This is a genomic window from Hymenobacter amundsenii (genome assembly GCF_002204745.1).
GTDB classification, from domain to species: Bacteria; Bacteroidota; Bacteroidia; order Cytophagales; family Hymenobacteraceae; genus Hymenobacter; species Hymenobacter amundsenii.
Genome location: NZ_NIRR01000001.1, coordinates 1 through 13,323 on the forward strand (window position 1 = coordinate 1; position 13,323 = coordinate 13,323).

Here is a 13,323-nt window from a genome sequence, read left to right on the forward strand (position 1 = left end):
GGCTGCACTCCAGCATCGACTATCAGACCCCCTATTACGCTCACCAACAGCTTCTTCCACTTAACGCCCTAAACTGTCCAGCGTAACTAGACCACCTCAAAGAACTTCATGCAGAGCATGTTGCGCTTAGAGCACGGACGAAGCATCTCGCGTGCTGACGTTGAGCAACTATGGCAACATCAGCACGCGAGATTCCTCGCGCTACTCGGAATGACGTGCTATTTTTTATAGCTTCCTTACTACTTTGCTCACTCCTAAGTTATGTGGCAACCTTGCGGCAGTTGCTTCGTCCTTTTCCAACCTCGTTCTACCACTTCATTTCCCCCATGACCCTACGACTCACTCCCCTCCTACTGGCTGGCCTGCTACTAGCCGCCGCCCCCGCCGCCACGGCCCAGAAAAAGAACCGCAAAACCACGCCCAGCTCTACCGCCAGCTTGGCTGGCAACGCCGAATCGGCCATCAAGGAAGCCGACATTAAGCGCGACCTGTTTGCGCTGGCCGGCGACAAGTACCGGGGCCGCGAGGGCGGCACACTCGACGAATTGCGGGCCTCCAGCTGGCTGGCCGAGCAGATCCGGGCCATTGGGCTGGAGCCGGCCGGCGACGACGGCACCTACTTCCAGTGGTTTAACCTGCAGCGCACTCGCCTCACGCCCGGCAGCACCTTAAGCATTGGGAGCCACCGGCTGCGGCCCGGCCACGATGCTGTAATAACGGCCCCCACCAACGCCCGCGTAACGGCCCCGCTGGTGTTCGTGGGTACGGCCACGCCGGCCGAGCTGGCCAAGGTTGACGTGAAAGGCAAAGCCGTGGCCCTCCAGATTTCAGGCGCACCCACCGACGGCATCAGCTACCGGCGCTACCTGTTCGGCAAGCTCCGCGACCAGGCGGCCGAGCTCACCAAGGCCGGCGCGGTGGCGGTGGTGTTTATTTCCGATGCGCCCGCCCAGGCCGTGTACGACCATTGGAGCCATATTTTCGAGCGCGGCCGCTACGGCCTGCCCGGAGACGCCAACGTGAAAGTGCCTGCCGAACAGACGCCCGTAGTGTGGTTGCCCTCCTCCGACCTGAGCTGGGCCCGCCAGGCTGGCCAGCAGTTTTCCACCGAGCTGAAAGTAGAAACGTTTGCATACCCCTCGGTAAACATCGTGGCCAAGCAACCCGGCACCGACGCCCAGCTCAAGAATGAATATGTACTCTTCAGCACCCACCAGGACCACGACGGCGTGCGAGCCGCGGTAGCCGGCGACTCGATTTACAACGGGGCCGACGACAACGCCACCGGCTGCGCGGCCCTGCTGGCCATCATGCGGGCCTTCAAGCAGCAGCCCGCCAGCCGCTCGGCGCTGTTCGTGTACCATGGAGCGGAGGAGCGCGGTTTGCTCGGCTCCCGCTACTTCTCCGACAAGCCCACCGTGCCCCGCGAGAGTATCGTAGCCGTACTCAACGCCGAAATGATGGGCCGTAACGCCCCCGATTCGGCCGCGCTGCTGGGCTCCACCGCGCCCCACCTCAACTCCTCCGACCTCGTACGGACGGCACTGGCTGCTAACCAGGCCGGCCCCCAGTTCAAGCTCGATGTCGAGTGGGACAAGGCTACCCACCCCGAGGGCTGGTACTTCCGCTCCGACCACCTGCCCTACGCCCGCCTGGGCATCCCGGCCATCATGTATACCTCGTTGCTGCACGCCGACTACCACACGCCTAAAGACGAGCCCGCCCGCATCGACTACGCCAAGCTGCTGCGCATGACCCAGTGGATGTACCTCACCGGCTGGGCCGTGGCCAACCGCCCCACGCCGCCCGCTCGCGAGGTCGGCTTCAAGCTGGAGCGGTAGCCGGTTATTAGTTTTAAACTGAGGTTGATTGGCACGTCAAAAGGACGTCATGCTTCGATTTCGATCAGCATGACGCCCTTTCGACGTGCCAATCAACTACCAGCCCATTACGGCTGGCTGTATTCGGTAATAAGGCGGACGAGCAGGTTGTTGAGAAATTCAACCTTGTACTCCCCTACGGTGGCGGTCAGGTGCTTGTCGCCGATGCCGCTGTGGTCGGTGAGGAAGACGTATGTGCCGGCCGTGCTCAGGGCAAGGCTGCGCATCAGAAACTCGGTGCTGGTATCGATGCCGCTGGCCGTTACCGGAATGAGGCGGATGCCCCGACCGGCGGCCTCCCGGATGAGCGTCTGCATCCGGGTGCGGGCTTCGCCGTGGGGCGGGGCATCGAGCACCAGAAATAACAGCCGGCAACTGGCCTCGGGGCGCCATTGCTGATCGAGCGCGACCCGCAAGCCTTCGTCTACGGCTTCGGGGAAATCGCCCCCGCCTCCAGCGCGCTGGGCCTGCACGAAGTCTTGTAGCTCGCTCAGCTTGGTCGTAAAGGGCTGCACGCGCGTTAGGTAGGCATCGCCCTGGTCGCGGTAGAATACGCTGCTCATGCGAATGTCGGCCGAGGGCAATTGCGCGACGACGCGAGGAATTACATTGCCCAATTCAGCCTGGAGGTAGGTAATTTCGTCGCCCATCGAGCCGGTAGCATCCACGACAAACATAATATCCACTGCCGAGGCGGCCGTGGCGCCCACGGGCAGCGCCCGGGTGGCCGCGTACTCGGTGGCCGCTAGCGGAGCCAAGGTAAACTGCTGGCCCCGGTAGGCCACCAGCACCGGCTGGGCCGCCGCCGGACTATCCTTCTGAAACAAGCCCGGAAATAGTTCGGCCCGACCCAGCCGATCGGTTATGGCGACCGTGACGCCGGTCGTTGCCGCGGCCGAACCCAGCGTGACTTGGGCCCCGGGCAGCGGCTGGCCGGCGGCATCGGTGAGCGTGAGCGTGTAGCGCGTGGTGGGGTAGAGCTGCCAGCTATCCGGCAGCGGAGACCACTCGGGGCGCTTGAGTACATTAATCCAGAAGGACCAGTTGCGCAGGTCGTTCCATTCGCCGGCCGTTAGCACACCGGCCTGGGGCTGGGTCGGGTTGGAGCCCGAAGGCGGCGGGGCCACGCCCAAATCACGGGTAGGGCTTACGCTGCTGTCCAGGGCCCCGGAGCAGGCACCGAGCAGGAAGGGCAGCGCGCCGACGAGGGCCCATTGTAGTCGTGTTTTCATGGGGATAGAATAAAAAGGTTGCGTGGTGCTGGCAGGAGTAGCCTCCGTGGCCAATTGGTTGCACGCGGCCCTTACTGCTACACCGCTACCGCCTCCGTTATCCGCCCAATGTCGCCGCTTACTTTCTGGATGAACTCCAACTGCTCGCCCAGTTGCTCGTCTTGCCCGGCGGTTGGGGCGGGCGGGGTGACGGCCTCTTCTGTTTCGGGTTCGCCGAGGCGGAGCAGGCCGCGCTGGAGCTGCTGCTGGGCCTGGCGCAGGTTTTTGAGGCCGGTGGCCGAGATTCCGGGCGTGGTTTCGCCGGCCAGTAGGGCCGAGGTGATGGCCGCCACGTTGGCCGACAAAATGTGGTTAAGCACCACGAACTCGTGGACCTCGGCGGGGTGGCGCTGCTTGGCCCGGGGCTCGGAGAGCATCCGCTGGAAGGCCGCGCCCAGGTTGGCCGAGCTCACGTACACTTCTTTGCGGGCCAGCTTATAGTCGAGCACGGCCACGGGCGAGCCGAGCAGGGCCTGCTGGAGCGTGCGCAGGTAGCGCAGGTTGGCCCGCAGCACCGGCCGCAGAAAATCCTGGAGCTGCTCCGACTCCCAGCGCGGAAACAGCCAGTAGCTCACCGCAAACGCAATGGCGCAGCCCAGCACGGTATCGAAAATACGGTCCTGCACCACCCGCACGTAGCCCCGGCCCAGAAAGCTGAACAGGATGAGCACGAAGGGCGTCATGAACGTGACCGTGACCAGGTAGTTGATGCGCACGAAGCTGAACGATACTACCATGAAGCCCACCATCAGGGCCAACAGCACCAGCCGGTCGGGAATCAGCCAGAGCACCAGCGCCCCGAGCACGCCCCCGAGCAGCGTACCAAGCACCCGCTGGCCGTTGCGCTGCTTGGTGAGGCTGAAGGCCGGCTTGAGCATGTAGGTAATCGTCATGAGCACCCAGTAGCTGTGGTGGCCGGGCAGGGTTTCGGTGATGATGAAGCCGATGAGCGAGGCGATGAGCATGCGCATGGCATGGCGGAAAATACCCGAGCGTAGCGTAAGCTGGCTCGTGAGCTGCCGAACCGTGAACTGCTGGTGGGCCACGAACCGGTCGAGCTCCAGTTCGGCCCGCTGGCCCACAATGGCCGCGGCCTCAGCCCCAAAATACCCCTGGATACCCTGGAGGCGCAACGCCAGATTGCGCAGGTTCACCAGTACCTTGCGCAGCGGCAGCACCGAGCCCGCGCCGGCCGGACCAGCCGACGCGGATTCGAGCGCGTCGATGCGGGCTTTGAGCTGTTCGAGGCCCGCCAGCGGGTCGGCCGTGGGGCGGGGGCGGTAGGCGTGGTTGCCCTGGATGGCGAAGCCCACCCGCTCCAGCTCGGCGGCCAGCGCATCGACCTCGGTGGCCACGGCCGCCAGCACCCCGCTGGCCTCGAAGCGCTGGTGCAAGGCGGCGTAGTCGTAGGAGCTGATGGTGACCTGCTCGTAGAGGTCGACCAGATCGACGAACGTGAGCACCAGCCGCCGTCCCGTACCAGTCGATTCGCTCACCAGCTGGCGGGTTTTGAACAGTAGCTCCCGCACCACGTCCTGCTTCTCGCTCACGCGCACCTGCTGGGCCACGAGGCGTCGGTAGTCGGCGTCGAGGTGGTCGGTACCGGGGCGGTAGAAATCGGCCTTGAGGCGCAGAAACTCGGCCACGGCCAGCACGGCGTCGCCGAGGGCCTGCTGGGCCACGCGGTAGGGGCGCAGGCGGTTGAGCAGCAACGCCAGGGCCAAGTACCAGAGCCCCCCGGCCACAATCAGGCCGGCGTAGCTGAACACGCGCTCGGGCGGCAGGGGCTTGTCGAGCATGAGAATGAGCACCAGCAACCCCGCCGTGCCCACGGCTCCGGCCCGGTTGCCGTACACGAGCAGCATCGTAAACCAGAAGCTCACCGCCACCACCACCAGCCCCAGCAGCCACGAGTAGGGCTGCAGAAACCCGGTAACCACGGCCATCAGGCCCGCCAGGGCCACGGCCGCCAGCCCGGCGTTGCGCTTGTGCACGGGCGGCCCGGGCGTGTCGGTGAAGCTCACGCACAGCGCCCCAATCGACATCGTAACGCCCGCCGTGAGCTGGCCCAGCAAACCCAGGCCCAGGCCCGGCACCAGCACGGCCAGGGTCGTGCGCAGGCCATCGGAAAATTCCTGGCTCGAAAAGAAATAGCGAAGCTTACGGACGGTATCGGGCATGGCAGCGAGCCGCCCACGTTCGGACCGGACGGCCGCCCGCAAGTTGCAACCAGCCCGCCGGATTTACCACCCCGCAGTTTTTGCTTGCTGCCCGGCCGACCAACAATCCTTTTTGCGCTGCAATGTGCGCCGGGTGGTATCTTCGAACCCGTAATCCTTATTTCCCTGCTTAGGCCTATGGCTAACGCTAATTATCCGGTAGCGGCGCTGCCACCCGACGCGGGAGCGGCCGATGAGCTGTTGTACGCGCTGCTCGACGTTTCGCAGACGGGCCTGCTGCTGCTGCGCCCAATTTTCGACGAGACAGACAGCCGCATCGTCGATTTTCTTTACGAGTACCTTAATCCCGCCGCCCAGCGGTTACTCGGCCAGCCCGAGCACCCCAACCAGCGCCTGCTCGCACTGTATCCGCACGCCGGGCCCACCGGCATTTTCGACTTTTACCGCCGCGTGTTCGAGTCGGGTATTCGTGGGCAGGAGCATTTCAACTACCAGTACGATGGCATCGACGGCTACTTTCGGGCGGTGGCCCGGCCCCAGGGCCCGCTGCTGGTCGTGAGCCTGTCCGACGACAACGATACCCCGCGCACGGCCATGCAAGAGGCCCTGCGCCGCAGCCAGCTAGCCGAGCAGCAGGCCCGGGAGGAAGCCGAAACCGAGCGCAACCTGCTCCAAGCCGTGCTCACTCAGGCCCCCGTGGCCATTGCCCTGTTTCAAGGCGACGAGTGCGTAATCGGGACAGTCAACGACCAGATGTGTGCCATTTGGGGCTACCCGGCGGCGGCCATTCTCGGTTTGCCCCTGCTTGAGGCCGTGCCCGAGCTGGTAGGTCAGGAATTCGACAGCCTGATCCGCGACGTGGCCCGCACCCGCCAGCCTTTCGTGGGCCAGCAGGTGGCAGCCCAACTCCGCCAGCCCAGCGGGCAGGTCGAAAGCCAGTATTTCAACTTCACCTTTCAACCGCTCTACGATGCCGAGGGCCAGCTGTTGGGCGTGCTCAATATCGCCGTCGATGTAACCGAGCAGGTCCTGGCCCGCCAGCAGGTGCAAAACCTCAACGAAGAGCTGGCGGCCGCCAACGAGGAATTGCAGGCCTCCAACGAGGAATACCTGGATACCAATACGCAGCTGCTCAATACCCAGCAGCAGCTGCGGCAGCTCAACGAGGAGCTGGAGCACCGCGTAGCCCTACGCACCGGCGAAGTGCAGCGCGCCCTGGCCGAAACCGAGCACCAGCGCGAGCAGGTACGGGCCCGCCAGGAGTTGCTGAGCCAGATTCTGGGCCGGGTGCCCGCCGTGCTGGCTACCTTCAGTGGCCCCGACCACCGTTTCACCTTCTTCAACGACCGGTATCAGGAGGCGGTCGGCGGCCGCGCCCACCTGGGCCAGCCAGTGGCCGAACTCGTTCCTGAAATCGTGGCGCAGGGTATTCTGGGAATGCTCGACCACGTGTACCGCACCGGCCGGCCCTACGAGGCTACGGCGGCCCCCATCGTGCTGCACAACCCCGGCGGCCCCGAACCCACGGCCCCGCGCTACGCCAACTTCATCTGCCAGCCGTTGCTCGACAGCCAGGGCCAGACCTGGGGCGTGCAGGCATTTGCCGTCGATGTAACCGAGCAGGTGCTGGCCCGCCGGGAGCGGGAAAGCCGCCAAACTGAGCTGCAGACCATTTTCGAGCAGGCACCAGTACCCATCGCCATCCTGCGTGGTTCCGCCCTAATAGTAGAGCTGGCCAACCAAGCCATCTGCGATTTGTGGGGCCACACGCCGGCGCAGGTATTGGGCCGGCCCTATTTCGAGGCCGTGCCCGCCACAGTGGGCCAGGGGTTTGAGGAGTTACTGGCGGGGGTGCTGGAAAGCGGCGAAACGTTTTCCATTGACGAAAGCCCGGTGCAACTCGACCGCGCCCACACCGCCGGCCGGCGCTGGGCTACTTTAACTTCGTGTTTCAGGCCCTGCGCAATGAGCAGCAGCAGGTGACGGGCCTCATCGCCATTGGCATTGAGGTAACCGACCAGGTGCTGGCGCGCCAGCAGGTGCAAGCCCTCAACAACCAGCTGGCCGCCATCAACGAGCAGGCCCGGGCCACCAAGAGCAGCTACTCGAAACCAATACCCGCCTCAGTCGCACCAACGCCGACCTCGATACGTTCGTGTATTCAGCCTCCCACGACCTCAAATCGCCGATTACCAACGTGGAGGGGCTGCTGCTGGCCTTGCGCGAACACCTGCCACCGGAGGCCCAGCAGCAGCAGCCCGTACCCCAACTGCTGGGCATGATGGAAGACGCGGTGGCGCGCTTCCAGCAAACCCTGGCCCATCTCACTGATGTATCTCGCCTTCAGCAGATTGACCTGACCGAGTTACCCGAAGCCGTGGACCTGCCGGCCGTGGTGGAGGCCGTGCGCCTCGATATGCTGCCCGAACTAACGGCGGCCTACACCACGCTCACCATCGACTTGGCTGGTTGCCCGACCGTGCGGTTCTCAGCCAAAAACCTGCGTAGCATTATTTATAACCTGCTCAGCAACGCCATTAAGTACCGTGCCCCCGACCGGCGGCCTCAGGTACACTTATCTTGCCGCCATGTGGGCAACCTCGTGATGCTGGAAGTTGACGACAATGGTCTCGGCCTGAATCCGAACCAGCTGCAGGAACTGTTCCGGCTGTTCCGGCGGCTGCACAGCCACGTACCGGGCTCGGGCGTGGGCCTGTACATGGTAAAAAAGATGGTTGAAAACGCCGGCGGCACGATTACTGTGCGTAGTGAGCCCAATGTGGGCACCACCTTCATCGTATCGTTGCCCGTAGCCACCTAAGCGGCGGCATTTGCGCCGCTCCTCTTTCGCTCCATTCTGCTGATTTATATGCAAAAGCTACCAAGTATATTATTGGTTGATGACGATTCGACCAACAATTTTCTGAACGAGCTACTATTCAAAAAGCTCGACGTTACCGAGCAGGTGCTAGTGGCTGAAAGTGGCTCCCAGGCCCTCGATCTGCTGGCCCAGGCAGCGCCCGACGCCCCCGCCCTCATCCTGCTCGACGTGAACATGCCCGGCATGAGCGGCATTCAGTTCCTGGAGGCCTACCAACAACTGCCCGATGCCCAGCGCGGGGCCACGGTGGTCATTATGCTCACGACTACCATGGACGCCCGCGACCTGATCCGCCTCGACGAGCTATCCATTGCCGGGCTCGTCAGCAAACCCCTCACCAAGGAAAAAATCGATAACATCCTCCAACTCCACTTCCAGCGCCAGTTGCCAGGATAGGGCTTAGGAAAAGGACGTCATTCCGAGCGAAGCGAAGAATCTCGCGTGCTGTCATTGAAGATTACTTCAACGATTAGCACGCGAGATTCTTCGCTTCGCTCGGAATGACGTCCTTTCTCTTTTTCCCCAGGCTCTAATACAGCACGTCGTCGATGGGGGCGAGCTTGGGCGGCAGGTCGGTTTCGCCGAGCATTTCGCGCAAGTCGATTTCGATAGTGCGGCAGATGGCCGTCATCGGGACATCATTGATTTCGTTTTCGAAAGGGTTTTCGGAGGTGTGCCCGACCACTTCCATGGTATTGAAGACCCACGAAACGAGTACCGCGAACGGGATGGTCAGCCAGATGTGGTCGGGGCCCATCCGGGCAAATTCGCCAATCAGGCCCAGCGGTAGCAGCAGGGCAAACAGCCGCACGAACACGTAGCTAAAAAAGGCATACTGGCGCGGGAAAGGCGTATTCTTGATTCGTTCGCAGCCGCCCTGCAGGTTGAAGAGTTCCTCCAGACTCTGCATCATGTTCACGTGCTGGAAGTCGTTGAGCAGGCCTCGCTCCTGACGCAGCACCCGTAAATCGGCAGCTTGCTGGCGCAGCAGGTGGGCCGGTGGATTCTGGCGGAGGCGCATCTGGGCCGATTCGGCCGCGTCGAGGAAGGGTGCTACCTGCTCGTCCCAAAGTTCGGGCTGGCGGCGCAGGGCTAGCCGCAACGCGTTACACCAGGCAATTTGGCGATACACCAGCCGCCGGTGCCGCCCGCTCAACTCCTCCAGTGTGGCGGGTGGGGCCTCCACGTCGGGCGCATCTACTACCGTCGTGATGTACTCCAGACTCTGGATAGCCCAGTTGCGGCTGTAGTTGACCACCCCGCCCCAGAGCTTACGCCCCTCCCAGAAACGGTCGTAGGAGCCACTATTTTTGAAGCCCACGTAAAAGGCCACCGCAATACCCAGCGTGGCCACCGGCTGCCACGGAATATCGAGTGCGTGAAGCCCGGCTCGGTAGACAACACAGATAAGCAGGGCATACAGGCTCTCGAAAAGCACCATTTCCCAGGCGTAGGGCCAGATAACGCGCCAACGAATGTTTTTACGAACGTACATGATTGAGAGGAGCGAAATGGCAATGCAGAGCCTGCCTTACCCGTGCGGCAGCTAAAAAGTTGTCGCAACCACCAATTCAGACGGGCTTTTTCTCGTCTTCCGGGTCATCGAGCACGATGCCCATCAGGCGCATGAGCTGACTGGCATTGAATGAGCGGCACATGCCGGGCGTGAGGTGGTAATCGAAGCGCAGGGTGCCGTCGGGGTTGAGGTAGGAGTTGAAGCTGACGTTGCGCACATGCGCGGGCAGGTCGGTTTCGAGGGCGGCCAGCTCCAGATCGTGGGTGCTAATCAGGCCACTGGCGGCCCGTTCGCGCAGCTGGAATACCAGCGCCCGCGCCCCCCGGTGCCGGTCGGCCGAGTTGGTGCCCTTCAAAATCTCATCGAGCAGATAGAAAACGGGCAAGCCTTCCGTGGCCAGTGACGAGTTGCCAGTTGCCAGGTCGTTGGTTGCGGCCGATGAGCCAGCAGCGGGCACCACTAGGTCGCCGGTCATTGTCAACTCTTCCTTATCAGTTGTCAATTGATTTCCCTCCGTCATGTCCAGCAACAGGCGCAGGCGCTTGAGCTCGGCGTAGAATGAGGAGGTGCTTTCGGCCAGGTTGTCGTGGCTGCGCATAGCGGTGAACACGCGGGCGGGACCGGTGCGGAGGGTTGTGGCGGCCACTACCGCGCCGGCCTGGGCCAGCACCAGGTTCAGGCCCACGGTACGCAGAAAGGTGCTTTTGCCCGCCATGTTCGAGCCGGTCACAATCACCGTTTGGCCCAGGCCAGCCGTAGTAAAGTCGTTGCGCACGCCCTCACCCCCGAACAGCAGCGGGTGGCCTAAACCGGTGGCGGCCACGGTAAGGGCCGGGGCCGTGAGGTCGGGCTCGGCAAAGCCCGGGTTGGCGGCCCGGAAAGCGGCCAAGCTCACCAGCGCGTCGAGTTCAGCGGCGGCTTCCAGCAGCGGTTCCAGGCCACCGGTGATACGGCGCTTCCAGCGTTCCAACTGCCAGATGCCCCACAAATCCCAGAGCAACACCGTATTCAGCATGCCCGCCACAGCCGGGTTCTGGCGGGCCGAAAACCAGCCGGCAATACTGCCCAGACGCTTCAGCAGCCGCGCCGCCGCCGTGCCACCGGTAGCGTGCAGGGTACGGTGCAGCCGCTGCAGTGCTGGGCTCTGCCAAGTGCCGGCCTCGAAGTGAGCTAGCTGGTCGTGGGCCGCTCGCAGGGCGTCGCGCATGGTGGTGGCGTGGGTGTAGTAGTCGGCCCGTATCGCCGCAAACCGGCCGTTGAGGGCGGCAGGCAGCGCCAGCAGCAGCAGAAACCCGGGGCCGTGGCCGCTGAAAGTCGCCCACAAACCCACCAGGGCTCCTAGCGGCAGCAAGCCCAGCAGCGGCAGCAACCACCCACGGCCAGCGTAGAAATTGGGCTCGCGGAGCCAGCCGGCAAAGGCGCGCGGGTCGGTTTCCTGGCGCGGGTAGTGGCGGGCACGGGCCTGCCACTCCTGCTGCCAGGCCACGTTGGGAGCCAATTCGGCCGTAGCCTGCTGCCGCTCCTGCACCGTAGCCGGCGCGGCCGGGGCCAGCAGCCAATCCGCCAGCCAATCCTGCCCCAGCCGCGAAGTGCTGCGGTTAAGGAGCTGAAACAGCGAGTGGTCGCCGAATACGTCGAGGTCGGCGGCGTAGGCGTGCTGGGGGTCGAGGTAGCGGCGGCCGGGGTCGAAGCCGGCCAGGCGGCCTTCGAGGCGGGCCAGCTCGTCGCGGTTGAGTTGGGCCAGCAGCCGATGGTGTTCGCGCTGGTAGCCCACGCGGTTGTGCCAGCCCACCAGCGCCAAAAATGCCAGGTAGGCCCCCAGCGCCAGCCCCAGCGCGGCGGCCGTCTGCCCCAAGCTCAGCAGCCACCACACGCCACCGGCCGCCACCCCGAACAGCAGCAACCGCACCAGCGCCACTACCCGGTGCCGGCCGGCAAAATAGCCCTCACGTTCGGTATGGTAGGCCAGGTTTTCCTGAAATAATTCGGCGGGGGCAACGGTAAGCGGACGGTAATCGGACACGGATGATGGAAAGAAAGGGACGTTGGGATAAGTGAGGCAAACGCGCTGGTTGTGCTGCGCTAAGGCAACGCATGACCAGCGCATTTGCTACTTCTGGCTTCTGGCTATGCCTATAACAAAGCGGTAACGTACTTCGGCTTTGGTCAGCACGACCCCGTTTATGTGGCCCGCTTCACCTCCCCCACTGCCGCCACGCATTTAAGTTCTATGGCAATGGGGGTGGGCAGGCAGCTGATTTCAACGGTGGTGCGGCAGGGTTGGTTGGCCTGGAAATACTCGGCGTAGAGGCGGTTGTAGGTAGCGAAGTCGGCGCGCATGTTGGTCAGGAACACTGTAACGTCTACCAAGTCGTTCCAATCGGCTCCGGCTTCTTCCAGAATCCAGCGCACGTTGCGGAATACGGCGTGGCACTGGCTCTCAAAATCGTAACGCACTACGCGGCCGGTTTCGTCCAGCTCCACGCCGGGCACCTGGGCCTGGCCGCGCTGGCGGGGCCCTACCCCCGAAAGGAACAGCAGATTGCCCACGCGGCGGGCATGGGGGTAAAAACCTACCGGTTCGGGGGCGCGGCCGGAGTGGTAGGCGGCGGAAGTTGCGTCAGGTGCCATAAGGCCAAAGCTACCGAAACCGCCGCTTTCCGCCGAAATCCCGAACTTGAAGGCTGGCTGGTGCGGTTGTTGTTCCCAGTTCACCTCCGTTTCGCGCTGCTTTCTTCCTATGAAACCAACTATTCGTCCGTTAGCCCTGGCTGCCCTGCTTAGTGCCGCCGCCCTGGCACCAGCCGTAGCCCAGCAAAAGCTCAAGTACCCCAAAGCACCGCCCGCCAACGCCATTTACGAGGCCGTGCAACAGCCCGCCTTGCCCGCCGGTGGCGTCGAGGCCTTTGCCCAATACCTGGCCAACAACCAGCAGTATCCCACCGCCGCCTTGCAGGCCGGGGCGCAGGGCACGGTAACGGTGAACTTCGTGGTCGAGAAAACCGGCTCTGTTTCCAATGTGACCGTGGCCCAGCCCGGCAACGCCCTGCTCGATGCCGAAGCCATCCGCCTCATCAAAGCGGCCCCGCGCTGGACGCCCGCCAAGCACCGCGGCGGCGTGGTGCGCCAGAGCCAAGCAGTGCCCGTCACGTTCCAGATTCCTGGCGAGGCAGCCCCAGCGGCCGTTCCGGCGGCTACTGCCGCAACGGCTGCCGGCAGCACTACCCAAGTGGTTAGCGCCGACCGCCCCGCTCGGCCCGTGGGCGGCACCGAAGCCTTTTTCGAGTGGATTCAGCAAAACCAGAAGTACCCCGCCCTCGCGCTGCAACGCAAAATTGAAGGCAAAGTGCTGATGGAATTTCTGATTGAGAAAGACGGCTCGCTTACCGATATCAAGCCCATCAAGCGGCTCGGCTCGGGCCTCGACGAGGAAGCCATTCGACTGCTTAAAGCCGCGCCGAAGTGGGAGCCGGCGCTGTATAAGGGCGAGCCGATAAAGCAAAAGATGGTTTTACCGGTTGTATTCTCGCTTTAAGCTCGTCAGCGGCAAGTTGCCGGTTATCAGTAAATAATACGGCATACACCGTATCTATAC

General features: G+C 63.4%; 10 protein-coding genes. 5 read left to right on the forward strand and 5 right to left on the reverse strand.

All coding sequences use genetic code 11. The annotated features are described in order from the left end of the window. Window positions 1–326 precede the first annotated feature (326 nt). The gene (locus CDA63_RS00005) at window positions 327–1,841 is read left to right on the forward strand and encodes a M28 family peptidase (RefSeq protein WP_088462398.1); all 1,515 of its coding nucleotides are present in this window, start codon (window positions 327–329) and stop codon (window positions 1,839–1,841) included. 107 nt (window positions 1,842–1,948) lie between these two features. Here the strand turns inward: CDA63_RS00005 and CDA63_RS00010 are convergent, their stop codons facing one another. Together CDA63_RS00010 and CDA63_RS00015 are read right to left on the reverse strand one after the other, a co-directional pair. Then, entirely contained in the window at window positions 1,949–3,112 is a 1,164-nt protein-coding gene (locus tag CDA63_RS00010; RefSeq protein WP_088462399.1) for a VWA domain-containing protein, read from the reverse strand. A gap of 77 nt (window positions 3,113–3,189) precedes the next feature. Next, window positions 3,190–5,331 carry an FUSC family membrane protein gene (locus CDA63_RS00015; protein ID WP_088462400.1) on the reverse strand — a complete coding sequence of 714 codons (2,142 nt, stop codon included), beginning with the start codon at window positions 5,329–5,331 and terminating at the stop codon, window positions 3,190–3,192. Window positions 5,332–5,508: 177 nt separating this feature from the next. Here CDA63_RS00015 and CDA63_RS00020 point away from each other — a divergent pair, with 177 nt between their 5' ends. From CDA63_RS00020 to CDA63_RS00030, 3 genes are all read left to right on the forward strand, one after another. Next, window positions 5,509–7,314, forward strand: coding sequence for a PAS domain-containing protein (locus CDA63_RS00020; RefSeq protein WP_088462401.1), 1,806 nt, complete (start codon window positions 5,509–5,511; stop codon window positions 7,312–7,314). Between the two features lie 172 nt (window positions 7,315–7,486). Beyond that, entirely contained in the window at window positions 7,487–8,152 is a 666-nt protein-coding gene (locus CDA63_RS00025) for a sensor histidine kinase (RefSeq protein WP_088462402.1), read from the forward strand. Window positions 8,153–8,200: 48 nt separating this feature from the next. Then, window positions 8,201–8,608 (forward strand): response regulator, encoded by a 408-nt coding sequence (locus CDA63_RS00030; RefSeq protein WP_088462403.1) that lies wholly within the window; start codon window positions 8,201–8,203, stop codon window positions 8,606–8,608. 133 nt (window positions 8,609–8,741) lie between these two features. On the opposite strand, the gene CDA63_RS00035 is transcribed toward CDA63_RS00030, so the two are convergent. The 3 genes from CDA63_RS00035 to CDA63_RS00045 all read right to left on the reverse strand — a co-directional run bounded on the left by CDA63_RS00035 (window position 8,742) and on the right by CDA63_RS00045 (window position 12,359). After that, the gene (locus tag CDA63_RS00035) at window positions 8,742–9,707 is read right to left on the reverse strand and encodes a bestrophin family protein (protein ID WP_088462404.1); all 966 of its coding nucleotides are present in this window, start codon (window positions 9,705–9,707) and stop codon (window positions 8,742–8,744) included. 76 nt (window positions 9,708–9,783) lie between these two features. Beyond that, window positions 9,784–11,751 carry a MutS-related protein gene (locus CDA63_RS00040; RefSeq protein ID WP_088462405.1) on the reverse strand — a complete coding sequence of 656 codons (1,968 nt, stop codon included), beginning with the start codon at window positions 11,749–11,751 and terminating at the stop codon, window positions 9,784–9,786. A gap of 158 nt (window positions 11,752–11,909) precedes the next feature. Then, window positions 11,910–12,359 (reverse strand): RidA family protein, encoded by a 450-nt coding sequence (locus CDA63_RS00045; RefSeq protein ID WP_088462778.1) that lies wholly within the window; start codon window positions 12,357–12,359, stop codon window positions 11,910–11,912. 109 nt (window positions 12,360–12,468) lie between these two features. Between CDA63_RS00045 and CDA63_RS00050 the strand changes: the two genes are divergently transcribed. After that, a complete protein-coding gene (locus CDA63_RS00050) occupies window positions 12,469–13,263 on the forward strand; it encodes an energy transducer TonB (protein ID WP_088462406.1) in 795 nt (264 codons plus the stop codon). The last annotated feature ends 60 nt before the right edge of the window (window positions 13,264–13,323 follow it).